Origin of the sequence: Caulifigura coniformis (assembly GCF_007745175.1) — a bacterium.
In the GTDB taxonomy this organism is placed as follows: Bacteria; Planctomycetota; Planctomycetia; order Planctomycetales; family Planctomycetaceae; genus Caulifigura; species Caulifigura coniformis.
Genome location: NZ_CP036271.1, coordinates 1,072,526 through 1,098,283, shown reverse-complemented (window position 1 = coordinate 1,098,283; position 25,758 = coordinate 1,072,526). Strand labels below are relative to the sequence as shown.

Genomic DNA, 25,758 nt, shown 5'->3' with positions numbered 1-25,758 from the left:
GAGATCACTTCTTCAACAACTCGTCCACGAGGGGGAGGACTTCCTTGTCGTAGTGGACCTCTTCACCGGCGAACCGCTTCGCCTGCCTGCCATCCTTGCCGTAGACGTAGACGGCTGGAATCGAAGCGAGGTCGAGCGTTTCGAACAGTTCTTCCGACTCGACGCTGCAGAGGACGTTCTTGCAGGTTGCCTTCTGCGAAGTGAGGAACTCCAGAACGCGGGGTTCGTAGAACTTGGGCGGCTTCGACTTGATGCCGGCGTAATCGGTCGAGACGGAGAGGCAGGCGACCTTGTCCCCTTTCTCGTTGTGCAGCTTCACGAGGTTGGGAAACTCGCGACGGCAGGGTTCGCACGAGAGCGACCACATGTCGACGACGACCACCTTTCCTTTCTGGGAGGCGATCCACTTCTGGACGCCGGCCCAGTCGGTGATTTCCACTTCGACGGCATCGGCGGCATAGAAGGCGACCGGCTGCAGTTCGGCCGGCCCGGGCAGGAGCGACTGCGGGGGAGCGGCGTCGGCCGGCGGGGTTGTTGCGGCCGGTTTGGATTCTTCGGTGGCGGGCTCGGTCTGCCCTTCGGGGGCCGGTCCGGCATCGACCGTCGCGGGGGACGGCGGAGCAGGCGGCGGCGTCTCTTCCGCCTTCTTGCAGCCCGGGATGCAGATCATCGCTCCCAGAAGCAGCGCTGCGGTGGTCCATCGAGTCATTCGTCGCACTCCTTTGTCGGTCGTCGCAGTCATGATGAGTTCTATTTCTCCACCTTCTTCAAACCCGCGGCGAGAGCCTGGGCGTCCGTGTCTTCATAGGGCAGCGAATTGAGGTAGGCCACCAGATCGCTGATTTCTTCCTTCGTCAGCTGGCTTGTCCGGCCGTGCTTCTCGCCGACGTTGTACTTCGTCAGGACCTCCTCGAGGGTGGCCGCACGACCATGATGAAGATAGGGGGCCGAGCGATACAGCCCAATCAGCGTGGGGGTGTCGTACTTCGGGCCCATCAGTTCTGAGGGATCGTCGTTGCCGGTGCCGACGTCGTGCCGGGTGAGGGATCCCGCCCGTGAGTCGCAGAAATAGGGACCGCTGTGACACTCGGCGCACCCGACGGAGTCGCGGAAGAACACGTCGCGTCCGCGTCTGGCCGCTTCGGTCAGCCCGACCTGTCGCTCTCCGTTCGTTCCGGTCACGCGGGCATAGGGGCTGAGATCGAACTTGTGCGAGTTGGCATAGAGCGCCAAGGCATCGGCCTCTTTCGATCGCCCGCTGATGGGCTCGCCGAGGGCATCCGGGAGGGGGCCGCGAACCAGGCCGCGTCCCTGCATGAGTGGGCCGCGGATGGTATGTTCGAAGTCCTGAACTTCATCGCGGTCGGCCGACCAATGGAGCGGGTGGGTCCACGCGAGTCCGCCGAGAGGCTGCGTCTGCCGCAGTCCCTCCGGCTGCTGCCAGGTGCGGCCGTCCGAATCGCCGTCGGGATGACAGCTCGAACAGGAGATCCAGCGCTGGCCGACCATCGGCTGGTTGGCCGAATAGAACAGGCGTTTGCCGGCCAGCATTTCTTCATCGAGCGGACAGTCGCAGACGGAGACGGTCTGAAGCCTGGCGAGCGATTTCGCATCCAGGACCGAGACTGCGAAATCGAGGGCGTTGTAGACGAGGAGTTGCGAGCCATCGGCGGTGAAGCGCACGGCCCGGGGGTTGTGACCGGTTCGGGCCGTGGCCGACCAGCTCAACTCACGGTAGTCGTCGTCGATGATGTTGCAGAGGAACATGTCATCGGTGCCGGCGAAGACGACGGCGAGTTTCGCTCCATCGGGCGAGACGGAGGCTTCCCAGGGGTTGGCGACGACGAACGTGCCGCGGAACGAATCCATCTGCACGCGCTTGCGGCGAGACGGAGGCGTCGAGCCTTCCTCGACCGGTTTGGGCGCATCGGTGTCGAGGACAGCGAGATAGGGGAAGATGGCGCCGGCGCCCTGCGGGACGGTTGTTCTTGAACGGATATGGGGCAGGTAGGCCTTCGGCCGCTTCGGATGGAGCGTGATCTGGCGGGCGAGGTTGTCTTCCTTCGTTCCTTTCCAGGACTCGAGCCGGTTGCCGGATGCGCGTTCGATCGCGTGCATGATGCCGGTGTAATACTCGGTGACGAGCAACCGGTCGTCGCTGGTGAGGGCGAGGCCGCGGGCAAACGGACCGGCCTCGATCTCGCGGAGGACCTTTTTCGCGGCGGGATCGATCTCGGCGATCCTGCCGGGGTAGTCGAGCGTGACGAAGAGCCGCGATCCATCGGGGGTGGAGACGACGGAGTAGGGTTCATCGAAGACTTCGATGCGGGCGGTTTCCGCGCCGCGATCGGCGTCGACGAGGGCGACCACATCGTCGCCGTAGACGGCGACGGCGAAGAGATGCGTTGCGCCGATGAAGCTGACTCCTTCCGGATGCCGGCCGATGCGCAGTTCCGACTTGCGTGCCCAGGTTCCGTCCTGCTGCTCGAGAACGGTGACGGTGCCGGAATCGCGGTTGGAACAGGCGAGGAACCGTCCATCCGAGGAGAGGTCCATCAGGCTGTTCATCGATCCGGCCTGGAGGGCCGTCGACGAGCAGACCATCACCATGAGGGCGACAGCACGAGAGAAGGGTGCGTTCAAGTTTGCCTCCACTGCACGCATCGTTTTTTCGGAACCGGGAGTCTATCGTTTTGAGGGCCGGGTTGTCCCGGCGAAAAGGCCGGGTTGTTCAACCGGCGGGAATGAGACGGGGCCCGTTTTTCCGGGAGGGGATGTGTCAGGCGAGCGGTGGATCGTGGTGGGATGCGTGCTGGCGGGGCTGGCCGTGGTGTTTGGTGCGTTCGCTGCCCACGGCCTGGATACGCGACTGCCCGTTCAATATGCGGAGCAGACGCGAGTGGTTGTGGGAGAGACGGTCCCGGCGGCGCGGAAGTACATCGCCGACTTCAAGACGGCGGCCGAATACCAGATGTTTCACGCACTGGGGATGATCGCCTGCGGGCTGGTGGCGATTCGCCGGCCGGCCGCGTCGCTGAATGTCGCGGGCTGGTGTTTCCTGCTGGGAACGGTGTTGTTTTCGGGGAGCCTGTACGCGCTGGTGCTGCGTGGCGTGACGAAGCTGGGGATGATCACGCCGTTCGGGGGGATGCTGTTCATCGTCGGATGGGTCGCGCTGGCGATCGGGGCGGCCGGATCAGGACGCCCGACTGCGGGAGCAGCGCCATGACGCGGTTTGGTGATCTGACCGGGCGGCGGATCCTGGTGACGGGTTCGTCGAGCGGGATCGGGCGGGCCGTTGCGCTCGAACTGGCCGACGCGGGGGCGGATGTGATCCTGCACGGCCGGAAGGCGACGGGGCCGATTGAGGACGTGGCCGCGGAGATCGCGAAGCGAGGGGGGCGCGTCGAGATTCGACCGAAGAATCTGCTGACGGCGGACGGGGCGGCCGAGTTGCTTTCCGAGGAAGCATGGGCGACCTGGGGCGGTCTGGACGGCGCCGTCCTGAATGCGGGAGTGGACCTGCTGACCGGAGAGAGTCGCTCACTTCCCTACGAGGAGAAACTCGACCGGCTGCTGAAGGTGGATGTCCGGGCGTCGGTCGTGATGGGCCGAAGCATCGGCGACCGAATGAAAGAACAAGGGCACGGCTCGATCCTCACGATCGGGTGGGACCAGGCCGACCGGGGGATGGAGGGAGACAGTGGCGAGTTGTTCGCGGTGGCGAAGAACGCGGTGATGGGTTTCACGCGTTCCCTCGCTGTGAGCCTGGCTCCGAAGGTCCGGGTGAACTGCATCGCGCCGGGGTGGATCCGGACTGCGTGGGGGGACGGAACCAGCCAGGCCTGGCATGACCGCGTTCTGCGTGAGACGCCGCTGGCCCGCTGGGGGACGCCGGAGGACATCGCGCGTCTGGCGAGGTTCCTGTTGAGCGATGACGCGAGCTATCTCACCGGGCAGGTGCTGAATGCGAACGGTGGGGCTGTTCGCTGAGGGGGATGGAGGGAGGGCTCGGTAACGTTTTCACTGGCAGAGCCAGTGCCACCCACAGTTGGGAGCCAGTGCCACCAGGTGCCACCTCTGCTGGAGCCAGTGGAACTCCTGGATGTTGGGAGGGCTCGGCAACGATTGCACTGGCTGCGAGCAGCCAGTGGCACCCCAGCGGAGCCAGTGGCACCCTGCGTCTGGGCCGCCTAGGCGCGGCGGCCTTCCATGACGAAGTGTCTCCGGCCCCCTTCGTCGGCCAGGATCGCGTAGACCTCGAGCGACGAAAACAGGGACTCGTACCGCTGGCAGACTTCGTCGACGTCCCGGAAGTGGCGGACGTGTCCTGCGGCCGGGAAGTTGGGGACGGTTGCGAGGACGAACGTGCCGGGGCGAATCCGTGAGAGCACCTCGAGGTCGCGTTCGATGTGCTCGAGGAACTCCATGGTCAGGACACAGTCGTACGGATGCTCTTCAAGGACTGTCGACGCAAAGATATCGGCGACGACGAAATTGAGGGTCGGGCAGCAGTCCTTCGCGGCTTTGACGCGGTTGGGGCTGAAATCGAGCCCGGTGTAGTTCTCGAAGCCGCGATCGCGGAGGAGGCAGGCGACCTGCCCTGGCCCGCATCCGATGTCGAGAATGGTGCGAACCTTTGCCCGTCGGAGCCTGTCGGCCACAACGGTCCACAAGGGGTAGTAGTGCGACCGGGTGTAGTGGAGTTTCCAGTGGTCGGAGAGGTCGAACCGCTGGTCGTAGTAGGCGGCCGGCTGCTCTTTTCCGTACTGAAACTTTTCGACGAAGCCGAACCGTCGCCCGAGCTTCAGGCCTGTTTTCCACAGGAATGGAGGGGTCATTCCGCGAAGTGTCAGTGAACCGCTCATCGCGTTGATCTCCACAAGGGACAGGGAACAGCCCCAGCGACCCGGACAAGGACTTGTCAGAACCTACATCGTGGAAATGGTTTCCATGATGTCGATTTCACCGAACGGGCCGGGCTTCGGCAGTGATTGCCCGTTTTCGTGATTTTTGCCCGTTCGGGCGGTACATTGATGCGTTCCCCACCGGCATCCCCAGGCTTCAATCTAAGTTTTCCTTCAGGAACCAGTCGTGTTTAACACTGTTGCACTCGTCGGGGCGACCGGCGCCGTCGGCCGCATCATGCGTCAGCTGCTCGAGGAACGTCCTCTGCCGGCGAAGACGTTTCGTTTCCTGGCGTCGAAGCGGAGCGCGGGGGGGACCATTACGTTCCGGGGGCAGGACCACCAGGTCGAAGAGCTGACGAAGGACTGCTTCGCCGGGACGGACCTCGTCATCGCCACGACGCCGGACGAAATCGCCCGCGACTATCTGCCATCCGCCGTAGAGGCGGGGGCGACGGTGATCGATGAATCGGGCTACTGGCGGATGAAGGAGGGGGTGGCCCTCGTGATTCCAGAGGTCAATCCGCAGGATGCGATCAACGCCAAGGGGATCATCGCCAGCCCGAACTGCTCGACGACTCAGATGGTTGTCGCGCTGAAGCCGCTGCATGACGCGGCGAAGGTGAAGCGGGTGGTGGTGAGCACGTACCAGGCGGTCAGCGGGATTGGCCTGTCCGGAACCAAGGAGCTGGAAGAAGGGACGCACATGCACCTGCATGGGCAGCCCTACAACTATACGGCGTTCAAGCATCCGATCGCGTTCAACTGCATTCCGCAGATCGGCGGGGAGAAGGAAGCGGGCTACACCAGCGAAGAAATGAAGATGGTGTACGAGACCCGCAAGATCCTCGGGGACGAGAGCATTCTTGTGTGCCCGACCTGCGTGCGAATCCCGGTCGCGAACTGCCACAGCGAAACGATCGCCGTGGAGACCGAACGACCCATTTCGCCCGAAGAGGCCCGCGGGCTGTTTGAAAGCTTCCCGGGGATCAAGGTCGTGGACGACATCGGCTCGAGCATGTATCCGATGCCGCTCAACAGCACCGGTTCGGACCTCGTGTACGTCGGTCGCATCCGCAAGGACCTGTCGCATCCGAACGGGCTTTCGTTCTGGTGCGTGAGCGACAACCTGCGGAAGGGGGCGGCAACGAACGCGATCCAGATCGCAGAACTGCTGGCGAAGCACCGATTCGGGAAGTGACTCGGCGGTCGTGGCCGTTCTGCTCTTTCCGGGCGTTGGCGGAAAACGGAGAATTGCCAGCGACCCGGGAGGATCAGCATGCCGACGACGTCGCTTGATCGACATATCGAATCGACGCCGAACGTCTTAGGGGGACGGCCGCGAATTGCAGGCCGCCGGATTTCCGTGGCTCAGATTGCGAGCTGGCACACGAAGCATGACTGGCCGGTGACGCAGATCGTCAGTGAGTTCAACCTGTCTCCCGCCGACGTGCATGCCGCGCTCGCGTACTTCTACGACCATCGCGAAGAGATCGAGGCCTCCTGGCAGCTCGATTTGAAACTGGAAGAAGAATCGAAAGCCCGGGATCCGTCGATCGTTCCCGAGATCATCCGCAAGTCGTCTCGAGAATCGGCAGCCGACAGCGGGTCAACTGGCGGATGACAAGTGAGCCCGAGATACGGTACCTGCTGGACGAGCACATTCCGCACGTTGTCCTTGCTGGTCTCAGGCGTCGGAACATTGACTTCACCAGCATCAACGAGATGCGGCTCAAAGGGATCGAGGATACGAACGTCCTGGCGCTGGCGCGAGAACTGGGGCGCATCGTGGTCACGCAGGACAGTGATTTCCTGGTGGAACCGCTGTCGGTGGAGTCCCACGCGGGAATCGTGTTTGTCCGGGCCGGGATGTCCATCAGCAGCGTGCTGGATGTGCTTCAATTGATCCATCGAGCATGCACCCCGGTCGAAATGCACAATCACATCGAGCATGCTTCGAGTCTTCAATGAGCGACGACCTCGTCAATCCCCTCGCCCCGTACGAGCGCTGGATGTTTTCCGCGCTCGAGCAGGCGCGTCGTGCGATGGAGATCGATGAAGTTCCAATCGGGGCCGTGATCGTTCACCAGGACGAGATCATTGGCGAGGGATACAACCAGCGCGAGACGCTGAGCGATCCGACGGCCCATGCGGAGATGATCGCCATCACGCAGGCGGCGCAGGCGCTGGGAGACTGGCGCCTGGCCGGCTGCACGCTGTACGTGACACTCGAGCCGTGCCCGATGTGCGCCGGGGCCATCGTTCAGGCGCGGATGCCGCGGGTCATTTTCGGGACCACCGACCCCAAGGCCGGCGCCTGCACGACGCTCTACCGGATCACCGACGATCCACGCCTGAACCACCGCTGTGCCGTGCTGGGGGGCGTTCTGCAGGAGGAGTGCAAGGGGCTGCTCAAGCAGTTCTTTGTGCAGCAGCGATCGAGGGGCAAGAAATAGGGCGGGCGTTGACTGTGATGCGTCGTCAATGTTGGCGGCGTGACGGCGTACTCCCCAAGTTGTGGGGTGATTTGCGTGCGGGAGTCGTTCGTGGACCTGACCGGCGGCCAGCGCCGGCCGCTCACTCGAGGTATGGCGTCGGTGGAATGGTGCCACAACGGGCGCCACTGCCGATCGATTGCACTGGCGGAGCCAGTGCCGCCCGACTTCATGGGGATTGGGGAGCTTTGTGTCAGGCGATCACAGGGGGCCGACGCCCCCCGCTCGCCGGGTTGGGTGGGGAGCGTTGCCGTTCTTTCTGGTCGCACGTCTCGCAGAGCCGTGGCACGAGCGCGGTGCCCGGTTCATGCCGACCCGCCGCTGGGTGGGCGTTGGCTGCGAAGTGTCGCCGGGTTCAGCGGCGTGACGGCATGCCACCCAGCGCCGATTGCACTGGCGGAGCCAGTGCCACTCCGGAGCGATCAGGGGCTGGGACACGACGCTTAGAGGACCTTCAGGAAGATGTTCCGGAACTCGGCTTTGCCTTTCAGGGGGCGGAGTTCGAGTGGGCCGCTGGCGGGGACGATCTTTTCTGGATCGTTCGAGTTCTTCAGCGGGAGGTTGTCGACGAGGAGCATTCCATTCGAACGGACGGTGACCTTGTCGCCACGAAGGGTGATGTGGAGGGTGTTCCACCCTGTGGGCGTTTGACCGGCAGTGAGGCGCGGCGCAGCGGTGAGCGGGCGGTCGCCCAACTGGAGACCCGTCTCGGCCATTGTGAGCGTGGAGGAGCCGCGGAGGGTGATGGCTGCGGCGGCGTCTGCGGGGAGCTTCCAGTCGATTGAGAACTCGCAGTCGCGGTAGTGGGCGATGGTCTGGAGGCCGATTGCCTGGCCGTCGGACTTCAGCAGGCCATCGATGACGGTCCAGCGGGTCGCGGCCGCTTCGTTGGCCTTTTGTTGCAGGGCGGGCCGATTGGTTTCGGGAACCGCCAGCAACTCCTGCTCGGAAACCGCACCCTGCCAGCCCTGGAGGTCGCTGCCGTTGAAGAGGGAGATGAAACCGGTGGGCGGCTGGCGGACGGCATCGATCAGGGGCGGAATCGAGGTCGCGACGACCGGATCGATGGCGACGTGCGCGACCGGGGCCTCTTCCTCATCGGGGGACGCGGGGGCAACTCTTGGCGGCCCCGCGGGCGTGACGTCAGGACTTCCGCGGAACGCGAGGGCCGCAATGAGGGCTCCGGCGATCGCGATGCCTGCCAGGGCGGCGCGGATGGGAAAGCCGCTCGAGCGAGGCCGCTCGAGCACCGTGTCACCCGCCAACTCATAGGCGGCGGAGTTTCGCGGAGAAAGATCGGTGAATGGGTCGACTGCCAGCGGCGACAACGGCGGCTCGAATCCTTCCAGTGACTGAATGACATCCGTCATCGACTGAAAGCGGTCATTCAGGTCCTTCTGGACCATCGTTACGAAAACGGCCTGCAACGATTCGGGGACCTCGGGCCGGTGCGTTCGGAGGTCCGGAATGGGACTGGCCTGATGGGCCATGAGCCGGGCCGTCGGGGTTTCGCCTTCGTAGACGGGCCGGCCCGTCAGGAGGGTGAAGAGTGAACATCCGAGGCTGTAGATGTCGGCGCGGGCATCGGCCGATTTCGAGTCAAGAGCCTGCTCGGGGGCCATGTAGTCGACCGTTCCCATGATGGCCCCGATGCCGGTGAGATCGGATGGAGCCGAGTCGTCGGAGATCGATTCGAAGCGGGCCAGCCCCATATCGAGAATCTTGAGGACGCCATGCCGGTCGAGCAGCAGGTTGGAGGGCTTGATGTCGCGATGAACGATGCCAGCCGCATGGGCGGCTGCGAGTCCCCTGGCCGCCTGCCGCACGAGGTCAACGGCGTTCTCTACCGGCAGAGGTCCCACTTTGCGGATCACTCTCGCCAGGTCGGCGCCCTGGACGTACTCCATGACGAGGAAGTGCACGCCATTTGCGTCGTCGGCATCGAACGCGGCGACGATATTCGGATGCGAGATGCGTGCGGCGGCTCTCACTTCGCGATCGAACCGGGCGATGGCCAACTGGTCTCCGCTGACGTCGTCCGGCAGCCGCTTCACCGCGACAATGCGGTCCATGCGACGATGGCGGGCCTTGAACACCTGGCCCATTCCGCCCTGACCTATGCGTTCGAGCAGCAGGTAGTTGCCGAGCACGAGCGATTGAGCGCGGCCGTGCAGGATCTCGTCGGCCTGGAACTTCGTCAGCTTCCTGGTGCGAAGAAGTTCCTTCACGAGGCCTTCGCTGTCGGGAGTTCCGTCGAGTGACGAGAGGCTGCTGCGAATCGCCTCGGCGGAAACAATGCCACCGTCTTCCAGCCCTCGAGCGAACTGTTGCAGCGAAGCCGACATGAAGAGATCAGGAGTGTGAGAATCCGCTGCAAGGGGCAGCGCGGACGCGGATTCTTTCCAATCCCGCGGATTGCGGCCAGTCGACTTTCCGACGGAGCCGCCCCCTGCACTACGTGGGGCGAATGAAATGTCCGCTGCGGCCTCCCTCCTTTTCCAGGAGGCGGACGGACGCAATGGTCATCTCACGATCGACGGCCTTGCACATGTCGTAAACCGTGAGGGCGGCCACGCTTGCTGCCGTGAGGGCTTCCATTTCGACCCCGGTTTTCGCCGTGACCTTCACTTCGGTTTCGATCCTGAGGCGGGTTGCATCGAGGACTTCGAATCGGACAGCCGCGCCGTCGAGCGGTAAGACGTGGCACAGCGGGATCAGCTGGGAGGTCATCTTGGCCGCCTGGATGCCGGCGAGCCGGGCGACTTCGAAGACGTCTCCCTTGGCGTGTTTGCGATCGCGAATGAGTTCGAGGGTGGCCGGCTGCATCTCGACGACGGCCTCGGCCAGCGCCCGCCGTGCGGTGATGGCCTTCGCGCTGACATCGACCATGCGGCTGGCGCCGGTCTCATCGAAATGCGTGAGTTCAGACATGGTTGCATCGTGACTTCCCTCCCCTTGCCTGTGCAACGATCGGCGATGGATCTGGCCGCGGCCGATTCCGTCGTATAGAACTTCTCTCGGCCAGTCTCGGCCGGGCGCATGCTCACATGACGAGCGGTTGGCGTCCCGGTTCCTGACGAAAACGCAGGGCGGATCCCGGCTCTGCGGTGTTCCAAGGGCGGTCCTCTTCTGGAGTTCGGTTTCGATGCGTCAAGTGTTTGCACTTCTGGCCGTCTCGATGCTCCTGGCGGGCCTGTCACCGGCGGAGGGGGCGGAGAACCTCTCCGTGGTTTCCGACTTCACGCTCGGCGATTACCGGGGACGGGAGTACAAGCTCTCGGAATTCGAGAAGCAGCCGGTCGTCGTGGTGGCATTCCTGGGGATCGAATGCCCGCTCGCGAAGCAGTATTCCGTGCGGTTGCAGGAACTGGCGAAGGAATACGCCGACAAAGGCGTGACGTTTCTGGGCGTCGACGCGAACAGCCAGGACGCGCCGACGGAGATCGCGGCGTTCGTGCGGCGGCAGGGGCTTGAGTACCCGTTCCTGATCGACGTGGGAAGCAAGCTGGCAGAGCAGATGGGCGCCACGCGCACGCCGGAAGTGGTCGTCCTCGATCAGAACCGCTCGATTCGTTATCGCGGCCGGATCGATGACCAGTTCCAGATCGGGGTGATTCGCGACAAGGCGGACCGCCAGGAACTTCGCGATGCGCTGGACTCGCTGCTCGCAGGGAAAGCGGTGGCCGTTCCGCAGACGACGCCGATCGGCTGCCTGATTGGCCGTCCGCAATCGCCGACGGAAAAGCCGACGGTGACGTGGTCGAAGGAGATCGTCCGGATCTTCCAGAAGCGTTGCCAGGAATGTCACCGTGAGGGAGACATCGGGCCGTTCGCGCTGTCCGACTACGAAGAGGCCGCAGGCTGGGGAGACATGATCAGGGAAGTCGTCCGTGAGAACCGGATGCCGCCCTGGCATGCGAGCCCGGAGTTTGGTCATTTCTCGAACGCGCGCCTGCTGCCGGCCGAGGAAAAGCAGGCGATCCTGACCTGGGTGAGGGAAGGGTGTCCTCAGGGAGACCCTGCGGACCTTCCGGAGCCCCGGACGTTCACCAAGGGCTGGCAGCTGAGCCGCGAACCGGACGCGGTGTTCCAGATGGCGGAGGCCTATCCGGTTCCGGCGGACGCGGGAAAGCAGGGAGTGAAATACCAGAACTTCTGGGTCGATCCACAACTGACGGAAGACAAGTGGCTGGCGCAGGCGGAGGTCGTTCCCGGAGCGCCTGCGGTCGTGCACCACATCATCGTGTACATGCATCCGGACAAGGAGAACCGGCGGCAGGAAGTGTTCCTGACGGCCTATGTGCCGGGGCTGCGCGTGCGGCCGATTGCTCCGGGCTATGCCAAGCGGATTCCGGCGGGATCGCAGCTTCGCTTCCAGGTGCACTACACGCCGAACGGCACGGCGACGCTGGACCAGAGCAAGGTGGGGCTGATTTACGCGGACCCGGCGACGGTGACGAACGAAGTGGTGACGACGGAGGCGGTGAACACACGGTTCCAGCTCGAGCCCTTCAAGGACGACCAGGTCGTCCATGCGTCGACAAGGAAGTCGCCTCGCGATGTGGAGATGTTGACGATGTCGCCGCACATGCATCTGCGGGGCAAGTCGTTCCGCTTCCAGTTGAAGAAGCCGGACGGCACGCTGGACACGCTGCTGGATGTGCCGCGGTTCGACTTCAACTGGCAGACCAGCTACGAGCTGGCCGAGCCGATCACTCTTCCGGCGGGGTCGCAGATCGTGTGCACGGCGTCGTTCGACAACTCGGAGGACAACCTGAACAACCCCGATCCTTCCAAGCGGGTGAAATGGGGGGACCAGTCGTGGGACGAGATGATGATCGGGTATTTCGACATCGTCGTTCCGCGGACCGACAAGGCGGCCGGGAAGATCATCGGCCCGGGAATTCCGGACGACACACCGTTCGCGCAGATGGATGTGGACAAGGATGGCGTGGTGAGCCGTGACGAAGCGAAGGTCCATCCGCTTCTCAGCCAGTTCTACGACGTGGTGGACGCCGACAAGAGCGGCGACCTCGATATCGAAGAACTGGGGAAGGCGCTGAAGATGCTCAAGGCGGCGGGGGGCCAGCCGAAGAAGTAGCCCGCGATTTGCGGAACCATGCAGGAGGCCCGAGCGGCCGGCGATTGCCGGCCGCTTTTCATTTCACCGCGGCTGTTTGAGTCGCTCGCGGACGAGTTCCGGCAGGTATTTCACGGGCAGCGTGCCGTGATCGAGGACGGCTTCGTGGTAGCGGCCGAGGTGGAAGTCGTCTCCCATCTCGCGCTGGATCTGCTGGCGCAGGCGATAGAAGGCCATGCGTCCGACGAAGTAGGTGGAGAGCTGGCAGCTTGTCTGCTTGGCGCGGATGAGCTTGCCGAAGGCTTCCCCTTCCGACTGGTAGGCGCCGTCGACCATGAGCTTCATGGCTTCATCGTCGGACATGTTCTGTGCGTGGAGCTTGTGATCGAGAATCGCATTGGCCACGGTGCGCAGATAGAACTTGAGCTGGACCAGGCGGAGGCCGAGATCACGCTCGTGGAAGCCCTGATCGAGCATCATCTGCTCGGTGTAGACGGCCCAGCCTTCGGCGAAGACGCCTGACGAGAGGATCCTGCGGATCAGCGAGGGGTGCCTGTTCGAGTATTCGAGCTGGACGTAGTGGCCGGGATAGGCTTCGTGGATCGAGAGGATGAGGAGCATCCTGCGGTTGTATTCCGCGAGATAGCTTTCCTTTCTGGCGTCGTCCCACTCGGAGGGGGGAGGACTGACGGCGTACATGCTCGACGCGGCGGGGTCGAGAGGGGGGGCGGGGTTGAGGTAGGCGACAGAATTGCCCCGCTGGAACTCGGGCATCTCGATGATCTGGCAGCGATCGGGCTCGGGAAGGCGGAGGATGTCCTTCTTCGCAATGAAGTCCTTAATGGCGTCGACGGTGGCGCGCGTTTCCGCGGTGAGCGTTTCGGGGCGGGAATGATCCTCGCTGATCTTCGCGATGACCTTGCGGATCGTTTCGGCCCGGCCCGACTGATCGTCCGGAGGGAGGGGGCTGTCGGGGAAGTGCTGCGACCAGAGCTGCCGGGAGATGACATACATGTCGCGCTGGACGCGGGCGAATTCGCTTTCGGCCTCGGCGAGGACTTCATCGGCCGGGAAGGCGCCTTCGAGTTCGAGTTCGAGCTTGCGGACAAAGCGTTCGCGGCCGAGGCGCCATTCGCCGCTGGCGTTGGGGAGTGCTTCTTTCTCGAGCCACTCCTGGTAGGACTTCAGCGCGGCGATGGCGGGGGCGGAAGCGGCCTTGAACGACGAGACGCCGGGCGTTTCGCCGGAGACCTCGTAGACGCCCGATTCGAAGAAGGCGATGGCCCCCTTGTTCTGCCGGATCGCGGTTTCGAGGACCACGCGGGGCGGGTTCCTGATCGTGCGTTTCGCGGCTTCGATGATGGAAGGGGCATACCGCATGCGCGCTGCGGCGTTGGCGACGTTCTGCTCGCGGGGGAGCGTCGACTGGGTCAGCGGCAGGAAGATGCTGTTGGTGATGTATTCGCCGTACGTCCGCGGATCAGTTTCAAAGGGCCTGATGTTCTCCCAGACCCAGAGCGTCCGTTCGAGATGGTGCTTCAGGATCTCGTAGTCGATCTGCGAACCGCGGGAGAGTTTCCGGAAGTCGACTTCTTTCGGAAGCCCTTCGAGCGTGAGGCGGACGAGGGTTTCCCAGTTCTTGCGTGACTCGGGAGAAACGTCTTCGAGGACGTCGTCGAAATCGTGGTTGCCGAGAAGGGTGGCTTCGAGCGGCCGCTGGGCCATCCAGAGATCGAGATAGTTCTGGAAGAACTTCGCGAGCCTGGCATCTTCGGGCGAATCCGCGGCGGAGGCGGGCATGGACGTGGATCCCAGAAAGGCGGTCGCCAGCAGGGCCAGGGCAAGAACGGGAGCCGGCAGACGAAACATCGCGGAACCTCCAGGCAGGCCGGTGGACCGGCCACGACGATCCTCTCCATCACGACGAGGAGAGGATGACGGGAGGTGTCGCAGACCGGGGGGGCCGTCGCAAGTGAAGCGATCAGCGACGGGGTCGCTCGCCCGGACCGAAGAGTTGCGACGCCAGATCGACGAGGCCGGACACGACCTCGAACGTGGTCCCGATGATGTCGCAGACGCCGATCAGCAGTTCGAAAATCTCCATGATTCCGTCGTTTCCGATGGGAGAGGTGGAGGGGGAACGCGGAGGGGCGGCGGGCGGATCATGGATTCGGAGAAAATCCCAATGAGGTGACGACGGGCGGCGTAAGTGCTGGCGGGACGAGATTTATCACCAAAGATGGAAGGGCCCAAATGATCCATTTCCTCCCTGCGGCAGCCATCATCGGCTATGCGGTCAGCGCCGTCCTGATGGTGGGATTGATCGCCTCGCGGCGTTTTTCGACGGCCGTGATGGTTCCGATCCCAGTCCTGTTCCTGGCGGTCATCGGGCTGGGGCCGACTGCGTTCATCATGGGTGTCGGCCTGCTGCTCTTCGCGCTCTTTGCGTGGGCGGTCGAGGCGAAGTGGTCGACCTTCGCCATGCTGGCGGTTGTTCCCTTTGCCATCGGAAGCATCCAGCACCACCGCCACGTAGGGTCCCTCGTTCAGGACATCGACGCCATGCGGGCGGATTTCCCGGTTCAGTCACTCAAGGAGCGACTGCGATTCCATGAAGAGCATCCGGTGGCAGGCGGGGAGGCGGCCAGCACCGCGTCTTTCGCGACCTCTGGAGGGAGACGTTACGCATCGCGGGCATGGAAGCTGGAACGGCTCCACGACGAGAGCTACAAGGATTTCGTGGCGGCGGCTGGCTTCGGTTCGGTGCGAATGGTTCGTGTGCGCCGGTCTTCGCTGGAGCTTCCGAAGCTGGTCCGCACCCCTGTCGCCTCCCGGGACCTCTGCTTCGACAACCGGGAGGTTCCGGGGCGAGCCAAGCCGACGGAGAGTGATCTCAATCAACTGCATCTGGCGGGCATGAAGGAGTTCATTGACGACAACCGGATGGGGTTCGATCGCGGGCCGGATTTCGTGATCGGGTTTGAGCCGCATGCCGTGGCCTCGTCCCCCGCGCCGATCAGGGCGAACGACGAGACCTGGCAGGTTGCGCGGCTGGAACTCGTCAGCCTGCTGAGGCACGACGAGCCACGCGTTTACGTCTCCGACGACCTTCCGAACCTGGACGAACTTGAACAGACGCCGACCCGGCCGCTGGACGAGTTCGAGCGGACGCACCTGGCGGCGCTCGAGAACGACCAGGAGGTCGTGACCTCAGACGAGCCGACCGTCATTCGGATGCTGGGGGCTGTCCGGGCGACGGAAACGTGCCTGGGGTGCCACAGCGTTCCACAGAAAACACTGCTCGGGGCGTTCTCGTATGACCTCCGGCCGGTCCGGCATGACGCCCCGGGAAGCGCCGAAGTGGCCGTCGGGTCATCGCCGGAGAAATGAGCCTGGCTCGAATCAGAACCACTGTTCGCGGGGCTGCTTCGCGAACTCGGAGCGGATCTTTTCGACGAACCGCCGGTTGCGGCCGAAATCGGAATAGCCGAGGCGGGCACACGAACGCACGAGGACCGTTCCGGTGTGAAGGCGCGACAGTTCGAAGTCGTCGATCAGACCGTAGATCGTCGTGCTTCTCACCGCGTGCAGATAGGAGCCGGTCGTTTCGAGGATTGTGACTCCGGGCTGACTGCGAACCGTTTCGACGAGCAGTTTCCATCCCTCGATGGAATCGTCAGCCAGTTCGAAGGGCTCGATGAAGTGGCTGGGGCGCTCGGGGAGCGGCTGCTGGAACTGACGGGCGAAATTTGAGGTGAGGATGTAGGAAAATTCGGAGCTGACGCAGTGCTGCCCTCTCGGACAGCGACTGAGTCCTCCGAGGGAGGCCCCGAGTGACGGGGCGGGCTGGTTCCAGGTCACCAGGTACGGCGACAGGAAGACGGCGGAGAGCATCACGCCGCGGAGCATCCACTTCCGCTTCGGTGAGAGAGGGACGGGACGCCTGCCCCGGGGACCTGCGGTCATGACGTGGCCGGTTCCTCTTCGGTGGACGGTCCGTCATCGGGCGACGGCGCGGCGACCGGCTGCTTGCGACAGACGTCGAGCAGCATGTTCGACATCGTGAGCTGCCACTCGGTTTTCCAGGCGGGCGGGAGTTCGTAGGTAGCGTACTCCGGGACACGGAGCACCAGCAGGGCGTCGTCGGCCGAGACGTCGGGACGAGCGAGGCGTTCGAGCGCCTTGTAGATCGGTTCGCCCGGCCGAATGTCATCGGCCATCTTGTACGGGGGATCGAAGAAGATCACGTCGAAGGGGGTAAACCGTCCGGCGTTCTTCGGGCGGTATCCGCAACGGATGGCATTGGTCATCCAGCACAACGTGCGCTCAGCGATCTTCAGCTTCGAGACGTTCTCCCGGAGGAGCTCGAAGGCTTTTCTGTCGGCGTCGATGAAGACGGCCGTCGCGGCACCGCGGCTGATCGCCTCGAACCCGATGGTGCCGGTTCCTGAGAAGATGTCGGCGACGCGTTTTCCGGGGAGCTCATGTTCGAGCCGCGCGAAGAGCGACTCCTTGACGCGATCCGTGATGGGACGGGTCGTCTCGCCGGGGTTGGACAGCAACACTCGATGGCGGAATTCGCCGGCAATGATGCGCATCAGTTCGCCGCCCCGCCCTTGCCCAACGATTCCTGATGCAGGCGAATAATCTCCTGTGCCTCTTCGGCCACGGTGCGAAACGTCTTTTTCGGAGGCTGGGGGGTTCTCGGGGCGGAGGTTCGAAGTGGCGTGGGGTTCTCCGAGCCGATCGTGGTGTCGGAAGTTCCCAGCGTCGGAATCTCGTCGGTCAGCAACGAGGCGATTTCATCGTCCGACAGGCCTTGAGCGGCCTTGGAATCGGAGGCGTTGAGCCTAGCTTTTTCGGGCCTCCGCGCGGGGGGCGTTCCTCCTTCGAGGCGGAACGTCATCGGGCCGACGGTCAGCGTCGAGCCCGGATCAAGGACGTGAGAGCGATGGATGGGCACGCCGTCGATGAAGGTTCCGTTCCGGCTGCCGAGTTCGACGACGGTGATGGAATCTTCGGTGACAACCAGTTTGCAGTGCTGGCGGCTGACGTCGGAGGAGGCGATGCGCAGCCTGGCGGCCTCATCGCGACCGACGATGACTTCGCCGGGCTGAAGCTTGACCTTCTTGCCGGCGTGTTTGCCGGATTGGACCGTGAGAGAGAACATGCTTGGATTGTACAGACTTCAGGCGGGTGGAAACGTCATCGACGGCAGGGCCGTCGAACGGGCCGAAGCCTCAGGCGTTGGGCACCAGGGCGGGATAGGCACATCCCGGGCAGTTCAATGTCTTTCCGCGGTGCGACACGCTGACTTTGAGCTTCTTCCCACAGCCGGGACAGGGGAAGCGCACCTTGTCGGAGGAGGGGGCGTCACTGTCAGAATGGCTGCGGCGCCAGCATTTCTCGGCGGCCTCCAGCATGACGGCGACGAGTTTGTCGGGGTCAAACGGCTTGGTGACGTAGGCATCAGCGCCGACGCGGACCGCGAGATCACGGGCGTCGTCCCGATCGATCGCCGACACGATCACGACCGGCACATTGCGGTTCTCGCGTTTCATGCGTTCGCAAACTTCGAAGCCAGTCACTCCGTTGGGGAGGATCAGGTCGAGGAGCACGGCGTCGGGGAGCCGCATGACAAACGAGGAATGGGCCTGCCCTCCGTCCCGCGCGAGTTCCGGAGCGAATCGCCTCTCCCTGAGAAGCGACTGCAGCGATTCCGCCTCGTTCCGATCGTCATCAACGATCAGCACGCGATGGACAATCAGATCAGTAGCAACGCGATCGGTCACAGCGATTGAAGCGGGTTGAGCGCACGGCCAGGCCGGTTGAAGGACGACGACAACAGATGGCGTGTCAAACAGACCACGTCATGGTATCAGTTGTCGGTTCGGCCGCTCAACGGGGATTGGGGACGTCGCGGTTGAGTTCAGGTTGTCGTGGTCGGCAGGGGAGGAAACCGAGGCGTGAAATCCGGCGCGATGAGGGTCATCACCGGCAGTCGACTGCACTTCGGGCCGTTGGCCTGGAAGCCGCGTCGTGGACGCGATTTCGGCGGCTGGGGGGTGATGCTTGAAACACCGCGGACCGCAGTGCGGGTCGGACATTTCGGGCCCGATTCCGAAGAACGCGGCGCGGCCCTGGCGTCGCAGGGACGGGCCGAACAGGTCCTGAGACATCTCGCCGGTTTGCTGCCACAGTCGGGCGAGGCGCCTCCGCAAGTGATCGTCGACGAAGAACCTCCACCGCATTGCGGGTTCGGGTCGGGAACTCAACTGGCGCTCGCCGTTGCGGCGGGCGCCAGTGAACTAGCCGGACTTCCACGTCGACCGGCGACGGAGATGGCGGAGCTCGTGGGGCGCGGCCTGCGGTCGGCGGTCGGAATTCACGGTTTTGACCAGGGGGGACTGCTGGTCGATGCGGGGAAGCATCCCGGCGACGCGATCGGGGCGCTCGCGGCACGCGTCGAGATCCCTTCGGGATGGAGGTTCGTCCTCATTCGCCCGCCGGTCGCTGAAGGCTTCACGGGGGAGAAGGAAGCGGCGGTCTTTGAATGCCTGCCGTCGTTCAGCGAAGCGCTGAGCGACCGCCTGTCCCGCATTCTTCTGACCGGAGTGATTCCGTCGGTCCGGCAGGGAGATTGTCCGGCGTTCGCGGAGGCGCTGGACGAATATGGCGTCCTCGTCGGGGAAGCGTTCAGCGCGTGCCAGGGGGGCGTCGTCCATCCGGCGTCGCTCCCGATCTGGAAGCTGCTTCGCGATCGAGGCGTGAAGGGAATTGCCCAGACGTCCTGGGGGCCGACGCTCGCCGTCGTGTGCGACAGCGCCGAAGCCGCGGAAGAGCTGGTGCAACAGATTCCGCCTTCGGCGTCCGTCCAGATCGCGCGCCCGAAGAACGACGGGGCGACGATCAGTCGCCTGTGAGGTGACGGACGTCCTTCAGTTGTTCCGAACCGGGCTCTGCACTTCTCCGGGCGTGAAGACTTCGATCGCGGATGGCTCGATTTCGATGGTGACCGGAATCTGGCCGGCCGGATCGCCATCGATCTGTACGCAGACGGGCTGTTCTCCGGCGATGACGATCCGTTTCGCCTGCCGCATGACGACATGCCGCTCTTTCAGGTGCGTCCCGCGCAGGACGGCCATGAGATCGCGAAACAAGCGCCAGCGTCCCGGGCACTGGAAGAGGCAGACATCGAGGAGCCCATCGTGCCCACTGGCGTGGGGAGCGATCGGCAGGCCGAGCGCGTATCGCGACAGGTTGGCGACCAGAACCAGGCAGGCGGTGTGCGGCGTCGGGTCGTCGTCGAACTGGACGGTGACGGGGGGAAACGGATACCTGGCGAGCGCGGTGGTAATTGGCAGGGCGTAGAACCAGCGGCGAATCCGTCCGGTCCGTCGAGCGTGGGCGAGATGGATCACCTCGGCATCGAAGCCAGTGCTGGCGACCACCAGGAACCGGCGGCCGTTCGCCCGTGCGCAGTCGAACCGGGAGACTGTGCCGGCTGCGATGATGCCTGCCAGGCGTTCGCCATCGCATGTCAGTCCGAGGGCGCGTGCGAACAGGTTTTCGGTGCCGAGCGGGAGAACTGCGATGGGATGTCCGGGGAACCGGTTCACGACATCGATGACCGTTCCGTCTCCGCCGGCGGCAACGATGGCCCTGAGGGCTGGCCGGCGGAGGGGGTTGCGGACGGCGGCCTCGAGGTCGGCCCGGCGCGAAAAGAGCCGCGGCCTGAGACCGTGTTTCTTGAGGGCCCGGATCAAACGCAGGAGCTGCCTGGCCCCCTTCCCCGACCCGGAAGACGGATTTCGCTGAATGGCGACCCAGGGGGCCGAATTCGCTGCTATTTCAGAGAAATCTGACATTTCGGGGGAGAATCGGCAGAACGGGAGGTGTCGTCTGAGGCGTTTTCGTCGGCGAGGTCACACGCGGGGTTGTCCAGAAAACAAAAGTTGTGTCGGGATAAAATTTGGTCATCAGATGCGGAAGATACGTCGTTCCGGGAGGCGATCCGTCCGTGGAATTCCGATCCTGAGCGGCGTACAGTATGCGTTCCACAAGTCGCTCGCCCTCCAACCAGAGGCGTGGATGCCGGCGTAGAACCAGAACCGATGACTCCATTGCCTTGGGCTGCTTTGAGGCGGCAATGGGGCATCGAGTGGCTGATCTCCGCTCCTTCGTGACGAGCGCCCACTTCCTCTGCCTGGCTTGAATCCAACTATGTTGCTGTTCGTCATCCGCATGCTTTACATCATGGTGAGCGCCGGTGCGGTGCTCGCCTGGGTGTTTTCATCGAATGCGCCGCCGTCGATCGCGAATCATCAGGGACTGGCCTTCGCCGGGTTCCTGTTGATCCCGATGACGTTCCTGCTGATCGACATCCTGATCCCGCGCAAGCGGGTCGAGGTGATGTCGGCGATCTATTTCGGGCTGTTGATCGGCGTGCTGCTCGCTTACCTGCTGAACCTGGCCCTCGAGCCGGCGTTTGTGAGCGAGGACAAGTTCGACAATCCCAACCTTGGAAAACTGCAGGACGGCGTGCGTTTGCTGACCGTCATCATCCTGCCCTACATCTGCATCAGTTTCCTGCTGCAGACGAAGGACCAGTTCCGGTTCGTCATTCCTTATGTCGAGTTCCAGCGCGAGCTGAAAGGGGCCCGGCCTCTCGTTCTGGATTCGAGCGCGCTGATCGACGGCCGGATTGCGGACGTCGTCGACACGAACATGCTGGACGGCCAGATCCTCGTGCCGCAGTTCATCCTGCATGAAGTCCAGGACATTGCCGACAGCCACGACAAGGTTCGTCGCAGCCGCGGCCGCCGAGGGCTGGATGTGCTGCGGAAGCTGCAGCAGGACCCGAAGATCGACGTGAAGGTGCACGAGACCGACTCGGTGAAGGGGAAATCGGTCGACCAGCGGCTGATCGAGATCACGCGGGAGTTCAACGGCCGGCTGGTGACGAACGACCTCAACCTCAACAAGCTCGCGGGCGTGCAGGGGGTGAGCGTCGTGAATCTGAACGACGTGGCGAACGCCCTGAAGCCCCGGTTTCTTCCGGGCGAGCAGGTGCGGATCCGCGTCGTCAAAGAAGGGGAAGGGGCGGGCCAGGGCGTGGGCTACCTCGACGACGGGACGATGGTGGTCGTCGAGCAGGGGAACAAGCAGATCGGCAACGAGATCGACACCGTGGTGACGAGCGTCCTTCAGAACAGCGCCGGCCGCATGCTGTTCTGCAAAATGTCCGATTCGATCTCCAGCGTCCGCACCTGACGACATCTGCGAAGCCCGGTTTCTTCCTGGAAGCCGGGCTTCTTTTGCGCGCTTTTCGCCGGCGCGGGGCTGGTGCAACTCAGCCCGATTTGCGCTCGTTCCGGTAGATGGCCTGGATCAGTTCGTCGACGCTCTTGAACTTACCCTGACTGCGGAGGGCCTGCTCGATTTTCTCGCGGGCGTCGGCGGCCGAGTGCCCCAGGGCGATCAGGGCATCGTGACCATCGTTGATGACATCGTGAGTCGTCGCATGCTCGGCGGCGGAGTCGCGCTGCACCATGAGGGCGAAACGCGTCATCTTTCGGCGCAGCTTGGCAATGATGCGTTCGGCCATGGCCGGGCCGATTCCGGGGAGGGCGGCGAGCAGGCGTGCGTCCTGTTCTTCAATGGCGAGGGCGACATCTTTGACCGGCTTGACCATCGCGTTGAGCGCCTTCTTGACGCCGACGCCGTCGACCGAGCAGATGAGCTCGAAGAACTCGAGTTCCACCTCGCTCTGGAATCCGATGAGCCGGGGCACCATGCGTCCCCCCTTCTGGGGGTTGCCCTCGATGTAGTCGACGGTCCGGAGGCTGACGGGCTCGCCGACTTTCGTCTGCAGCTGACGGCGGACGAAGTCGGGGACGTAGATGTGATACTCGAGCCCGCCGAGTTCCACATAGGCATCCAGGCCGTTGAGTCGGGTGAGGGTTCCGGTAATGCGGGAGATCATCGAAGTGCGAATCCGTTCAGGCGGTGAGAATCCGGGCGGATGGTAGCACAGACTGGGTCGGGGGCCTCTTCCCGCGAATGAACATCGACGCCGCCTGGCGAGCTCGAAGATCAGAACGTCAGTTCGATATCGCAGATTTCGTAGGGGGCGATTTCGACGGTGGTTTCGTCGCCGGCGACACGGCATTGCTGGATGGTCTGACCGATGAAGTCGCGCTGGCGGGCGGCCGACGGAGAGCGGAATGTTTTCAGGGCAAACGCGCGGTGGCGCCCTTCCGTTTCCAGGAGCCGGACGATGCAGCCCTGCGGAACGACTCCCTGCCCATCGGGGTCGAGGGGGCGCATACCCAGAACGACGACGTTCCGGGCGCTGACGTGCATCAGCCAGGCTTCGGGAACAGCCGGTTTCTTCGCACACCGCAGGACGAGCGGCGGGGACATGATGTCGAGCGCCGTCTGCAGGGGGTAGCGTTCATCGATGGCGATGTCGAAGCGGAACCGGCGACGGTTCTCCCCGGCCGTGAGGAGCAGGGTGTCGACCATTCGCGGGCCGATCTTCCGATGAAACGGGAGACCGTTCGTGACGATGGTCGTCCGGTCGTTGTCGTCGGCGATCTCGATGAAATGGGGGGACTCGAACCGCTGCTCATCGCCGAGGACATGCGCGGTCTGGAAGATGCTGCGGGAGACAGCGACCGACTCCCACTTCCAGGCCCAGCGAACACCGAAGTAGTTCGACCACGGATCTCCTTCGGGTTCGCGCTTCGGGGTGAGTTCGATCTCGATCTCGACGACCGGCCTTCCGCGACGGACGCGGGTGACCTGCTGGAAATCGGCCAGTGCTTCGCCGGAGACCTGGTCGACCAGCGAGCCGATGGTTTCGATCGCGCCGACAGTGGGCGAGTCGTCGATGACCCGCGACTCCTTGAGCTGCATCTCGGTGTAGTACGACTTGTAGCTCTCGGCCCCTTCTCCTTCACCGGTTGAGATCGTGCGTTCCCGCGGGAAGCGGAAGGCGAGCTGCTGGCTGAGACGATTGGGGCTGCGGCGAAACGTGCGAATCTGCGCGATCCCGCCGGTGGCATCGCTGAGGATCACTTCGAAAAACTCGTTGCGCAGCAGGAGGCCTTCCGCGGAGGGGAACTTCGGGCGTTCTCCGGAAGGGGGCGCATGTTCGGACCGTGGAATCCACGTGAAACCACAGGGAGGGAGTTCGACGATGGCCGATGACTCATCGGCGGTGGCATGCACCGGGGAAACCGCGTCGCCGGCCGTGAGGAATCCCTCGTCAGCCGGGACGGTGACGACGGCCTTGCGGGCGAAGGACCACGGGTTGACGACGAGCCAACCCGCGTCGCCGGGCCCGCCCGGGGCGATCACGTCGCGGAGCCGGGAGGCGGCCGTGGCTTCGAGATCGGCGACCTGAGAAGCGAGTTCGTCGTGAGCACCCTGGCCGGCGTCCGGGTCGACGAGTTCGAGGGAGTCGCGGAGCTGGGTCGCCTCGGACCGATCGGGGACGCCTGTGATCAACAGGGACGCCATATCGGCGCACCAGGTGACTGCCTCGACGGAGTGCCGCAGGTTCCATTCGCGCAGGTAGCGGCTGATGGGGTCGGGCTGCTGGCGGGCGACGGCCTGCACGAGGAATGGGGAGAAGTAGCTTCCCGGCCTGTAGGTCTCCATCCGCCCGGGCATCTCGGTCTGCGTGAGAAAGCGGTCGAGCGTCGTGAACCGGCCGAGCACGGGGCTGTAGCGATCGGCCCGGCGGAGGTCGTCGAGGAAGGGGGTGCGGAGTTCGGGCCAGCGGGCGAAGATGAGCGCGGCCGCGTGGTCGTTATCCATCGATTCGGCCATCCGCTGGGGGAGGCGGAGGAAGCTGGAGGCACTGTCGCCGGGGAGAGGAATGCGGCTGATGGCGTCGATCACCGAGCCATCGCAGCCCTGCCAGCGGAACTTCGTCTGTTCGTCATCGGGGTAGATCCCGTCATCCATGACAAAGTGGAGGGCTCCTTCGGCTCCGTTTCGGAGGGCGAGTTGCGGCAGGAAGGCGCTCAGTCCATAGCGCCGGCGTCCCCAGACTTTCGCCGGCGCGCCGAGCACGCGCTTCATCTCGGAGCGGCCGCGTTCCATGTTCCAGAGGGAATGCTGGATCGACCGGAGGACACCGCCGGTTTCGCGCCAATCGCCGCCGACGAGGCCGATGCGTTCGGCGGCCAGGCCTTCCTGAATCTGCTGGACGAGCGCGGGGTTTTCCTTCTGGATCTGAGCGATCTCTTCCGCGGCGGCCACCAGGCTGAAGGGGGTGGGGTGGGAGCACAGGCGTTCGAAGTGCGCATTGGCCTGCGCGGGGCTGATGAGGCAGAGATCGATGAGCCAGCAGTCGACGGGATAGAACCGTTCGCGACATTCGAGGAGCGTTTCGAAGGCTCGCTGGAGGTGCCGTTCGGCGGCTGGCCGGTCGCCCGCCATGGCGGCCTTGGCGGCCGCGATCGTCTCGGCCTCGAGGCGGGTCCGGTCGACATCCGCGATGTTGCGCATGTGCCGGGTGAGCAACTCCGTCATCAGCCAGGTGATGCCGAGCGCATGAAAATCGGCGATGAGTTCGGGATCGGACGCCAGGGCCGCTGGAACGGGATCGACATCCGCGAGCGCGGCGTCGACATACTCGGACCGCTTGTGCAGGCCCTTGATGACAATCGAGCCCCCTTCGCGGAGCTGATCGAGGGCGTCATGTCCGAGCCAGTCTTCGCTCGGCTGGGGGACGAAGACCAGCCGCTTCACGGAAGGGAGCGGGGCGTCGTAGTAGTCGTCGGCGCGCTTCCACTGCGGCAGCGCCCCGGAGTGGAAGAGGAGCGCCGGATGCCACGCAGCCGCGAAGGCATTCAACAACGATTCCGCAGGGGCCTCGCCCAGCTCGGTGGGGAAGTCCTCAAGGCTGTGGCAGGGGACGAGGACAACGAGTTCGTCGTAAGTCATGGCCGACAGTCAAAGTGTCCTCCGACGCCGACTGACGACAGGAGTCAGGTGCTTCCGGAAGAACGCCGCGATACCAACGAGACCAATCATGATGAGCGGAACCCGGATGGACCAGAAGCGTGTCCAGAAATCCAGGAGGTCGGCGCGAGATCGCAGATGTCCGGGCAGCAGAGTTTTGCAGGTCGGAGAGCGGAATCACGTCGACAGCGCTCCGGCGCTGTTTCCCTGCCGGCTGCGCGCAGGGGGGCACGGATCTCCGAGATCGGACCGCGACGAATCGTCATCCTGCCTCCCTGGTCGGGAGGGAGCGAGGAAG

General features: G+C 64.0%; 24 protein-coding genes. 10 read left to right on the top strand and 14 right to left on the bottom strand.

Going from position 1 to position 25,758, the window contains the following annotated elements; all coding sequences use genetic code 11:
* Window positions 1-4: 4 nt before the first annotated feature.
* Both Pan44_RS04380 and Pan44_RS04375 read right to left on the bottom strand, forming a co-directional pair.
* Window positions 5-709: a TlpA family protein disulfide reductase gene (locus Pan44_RS04380; protein ID WP_197453839.1), complete on the bottom strand. Its 705-nt coding sequence runs from the start codon at window positions 707-709 to the stop codon at window positions 5-7.
* 41 nt (window positions 710-750) lie between these two features.
* Window positions 751-2,643 carry a cytochrome D1 domain-containing protein gene (locus Pan44_RS04375; protein ID WP_197453838.1) on the bottom strand — a complete coding sequence of 631 codons (1,893 nt, stop codon included), beginning with the start codon at window positions 2,641-2,643 and terminating at the stop codon, window positions 751-753.
* A gap of 133 nt (window positions 2,644-2,776) precedes the next feature.
* On the opposite strand from Pan44_RS04375, the gene Pan44_RS04370 reads away from it, so the two are divergent.
* Window positions 2,777-3,229 carry a DUF423 domain-containing protein gene (locus Pan44_RS04370; RefSeq protein ID WP_197453837.1) on the top strand — a complete coding sequence of 151 codons (453 nt, stop codon included), beginning with the start codon at window positions 2,777-2,779 and terminating at the stop codon, window positions 3,227-3,229.
* The gene (locus Pan44_RS04365; RefSeq protein WP_145027620.1) at window positions 3,226-3,993 is read left to right on the top strand and encodes an SDR family NAD(P)-dependent oxidoreductase; all 768 of its coding nucleotides are present in this window, start codon (window positions 3,226-3,228) and stop codon (window positions 3,991-3,993) included. Before Pan44_RS04370 ends, Pan44_RS04365 begins: the two co-directional genes overlap by 4 nt.
* A gap of 200 nt (window positions 3,994-4,193) precedes the next feature.
* Here the strand turns inward: Pan44_RS04365 and Pan44_RS04360 are convergent, their stop codons facing one another.
* Window positions 4,194-4,868, bottom strand: a complete 675-nt coding sequence (locus tag Pan44_RS04360; protein WP_145027618.1) for a class I SAM-dependent methyltransferase — start codon at window positions 4,866-4,868, stop codon at window positions 4,194-4,196.
* A gap of 226 nt (window positions 4,869-5,094) precedes the next feature.
* Here Pan44_RS04360 and Pan44_RS04355 point away from each other — a divergent pair, with 226 nt between their 5' ends.
* The 4 genes from Pan44_RS04355 (at window position 5,095) to tadA (ending at window position 7,363) form a co-directional block, all read left to right on the top strand.
* Complete coding sequence (locus Pan44_RS04355) at window positions 5,095-6,108, top strand: aspartate-semialdehyde dehydrogenase (RefSeq protein WP_145027616.1); 1,014 nt, start codon at window positions 5,095-5,097, stop codon at window positions 6,106-6,108.
* Between the two features lie 78 nt (window positions 6,109-6,186).
* Entirely contained in the window at window positions 6,187-6,531 is a 345-nt protein-coding gene (locus Pan44_RS04350) for a DUF433 domain-containing protein (RefSeq protein ID WP_145027614.1), read from the top strand.
* On the top strand, window positions 6,528-6,878 hold the full coding sequence (locus Pan44_RS04345) for a DUF5615 family PIN-like protein (RefSeq protein ID WP_145027612.1): 351 nt from the start codon (window positions 6,528-6,530) through the stop codon (window positions 6,876-6,878). The genes Pan44_RS04350 and Pan44_RS04345 overlap by 4 nt, the downstream gene beginning before the upstream one ends.
* Entirely contained in the window at window positions 6,875-7,363 is a 489-nt protein-coding gene (tadA, locus tag Pan44_RS04340; protein WP_145027610.1) for a tRNA adenosine(34) deaminase TadA, read from the top strand. Before Pan44_RS04345 ends, tadA begins: the two co-directional genes overlap by 4 nt.
* Before the next feature lie 482 nt (window positions 7,364-7,845).
* Here tadA and Pan44_RS04335 read toward each other — a convergent pair whose 3' ends face one another.
* Window positions 7,846-9,747, bottom strand: coding sequence for a serine/threonine protein kinase (locus Pan44_RS04335; RefSeq protein ID WP_145027607.1), 1,902 nt, complete (start codon window positions 9,745-9,747; stop codon window positions 7,846-7,848).
* Between the two features lie 109 nt (window positions 9,748-9,856).
* Window positions 9,857-10,333 carry a cyclic pyranopterin monophosphate synthase MoaC gene (gene moaC, locus Pan44_RS04330; protein WP_145027605.1) on the bottom strand — a complete coding sequence of 159 codons (477 nt, stop codon included), beginning with the start codon at window positions 10,331-10,333 and terminating at the stop codon, window positions 9,857-9,859.
* Between the two features lie 214 nt (window positions 10,334-10,547).
* Here moaC and Pan44_RS04325 point away from each other — a divergent pair, with 214 nt between their 5' ends.
* Entirely contained in the window at window positions 10,548-12,503 is a 1,956-nt protein-coding gene (locus tag Pan44_RS04325; RefSeq protein WP_145027603.1) for a redoxin family protein, read from the top strand.
* A gap of 63 nt (window positions 12,504-12,566) precedes the next feature.
* On the opposite strand, the gene Pan44_RS04320 is transcribed toward Pan44_RS04325, so the two are convergent.
* Both Pan44_RS04320 and Pan44_RS28060 read right to left on the bottom strand, forming a co-directional pair.
* Window positions 12,567-14,351, bottom strand: a complete 1,785-nt coding sequence (locus Pan44_RS04320; protein WP_145027602.1) for a DUF885 domain-containing protein — start codon at window positions 14,349-14,351, stop codon at window positions 12,567-12,569.
* A 112-nt stretch (window positions 14,352-14,463) separates the two neighbouring features.
* Entirely contained in the window at window positions 14,464-14,586 is a 123-nt protein-coding gene (locus tag Pan44_RS28060) for a hypothetical protein (RefSeq protein WP_261342597.1), read from the bottom strand.
* Window positions 14,587-14,735: 149 nt separating this feature from the next.
* On the opposite strand from Pan44_RS28060, the gene Pan44_RS04315 reads away from it, so the two are divergent.
* The gene (locus Pan44_RS04315) at window positions 14,736-15,872 is read left to right on the top strand and encodes a DUF3365 domain-containing protein (protein WP_145027601.1); all 1,137 of its coding nucleotides are present in this window, start codon (window positions 14,736-14,738) and stop codon (window positions 15,870-15,872) included.
* A gap of 12 nt (window positions 15,873-15,884) precedes the next feature.
* Here Pan44_RS04315 and Pan44_RS04310 read toward each other — a convergent pair whose 3' ends face one another.
* The 4 genes from Pan44_RS04310 to Pan44_RS04295 all read right to left on the bottom strand — a co-directional run bounded on the left by Pan44_RS04310 (window position 15,885) and on the right by Pan44_RS04295 (window position 18,274).
* Complete coding sequence (locus Pan44_RS04310) at window positions 15,885-16,448, bottom strand: DUF1499 domain-containing protein (RefSeq protein WP_145027600.1); 564 nt, start codon at window positions 16,446-16,448, stop codon at window positions 15,885-15,887.
* Window positions 16,445-17,080: an RsmD family RNA methyltransferase gene (locus tag Pan44_RS04305; protein ID WP_145027599.1), complete on the bottom strand. Its 636-nt coding sequence runs from the start codon at window positions 17,078-17,080 to the stop codon at window positions 16,445-16,447. The genes Pan44_RS04310 and Pan44_RS04305 overlap by 4 nt, the downstream gene beginning before the upstream one ends.
* A complete protein-coding gene (locus Pan44_RS04300; protein ID WP_145027598.1) occupies window positions 17,080-17,652 on the bottom strand; it encodes an FHA domain-containing protein in 573 nt (190 codons plus the stop codon). Before Pan44_RS04300 ends, Pan44_RS04305 begins: the two co-directional genes overlap by 1 nt.
* A gap of 70 nt (window positions 17,653-17,722) precedes the next feature.
* Entirely contained in the window at window positions 17,723-18,274 is a 552-nt protein-coding gene (locus Pan44_RS04295; RefSeq protein ID WP_197453836.1) for a response regulator transcription factor, read from the bottom strand.
* A 189-nt stretch (window positions 18,275-18,463) separates the two neighbouring features.
* Between Pan44_RS04295 and Pan44_RS04290 the strand changes: the two genes are divergently transcribed.
* Entirely contained in the window at window positions 18,464-19,405 is a 942-nt protein-coding gene (locus Pan44_RS04290; protein WP_145027595.1) for a GHMP family kinase ATP-binding protein, read from the top strand.
* A gap of 15 nt (window positions 19,406-19,420) precedes the next feature.
* Here the strand turns inward: Pan44_RS04290 and Pan44_RS04285 are convergent, their stop codons facing one another.
* Complete coding sequence (locus Pan44_RS04285; RefSeq protein ID WP_145027593.1) at window positions 19,421-20,350, bottom strand: diacylglycerol/lipid kinase family protein; 930 nt, start codon at window positions 20,348-20,350, stop codon at window positions 19,421-19,423.
* Window positions 20,351-20,705: 355 nt separating this feature from the next.
* Between Pan44_RS04285 and Pan44_RS04280 the strand changes: the two genes are divergently transcribed.
* Window positions 20,706-21,755, top strand: coding sequence for a PIN/TRAM domain-containing protein (locus tag Pan44_RS04280; RefSeq protein ID WP_145027591.1), 1,050 nt, complete (start codon window positions 20,706-20,708; stop codon window positions 21,753-21,755).
* A gap of 79 nt (window positions 21,756-21,834) precedes the next feature.
* Here Pan44_RS04280 and ruvA read toward each other — a convergent pair whose 3' ends face one another.
* Together ruvA and Pan44_RS04270 are read right to left on the bottom strand one after the other, a co-directional pair.
* The gene (ruvA, locus tag Pan44_RS04275) at window positions 21,835-22,467 is read right to left on the bottom strand and encodes a Holliday junction branch migration protein RuvA (RefSeq protein WP_145027589.1); all 633 of its coding nucleotides are present in this window, start codon (window positions 22,465-22,467) and stop codon (window positions 21,835-21,837) included.
* 110 nt (window positions 22,468-22,577) lie between these two features.
* Window positions 22,578-25,442, bottom strand: coding sequence for a glycoside hydrolase family 38 N-terminal domain-containing protein (locus Pan44_RS04270; RefSeq protein ID WP_145027587.1), 2,865 nt, complete (start codon window positions 25,440-25,442; stop codon window positions 22,578-22,580).
* Window positions 25,443-25,758: the final 316 nt, after the last annotated feature.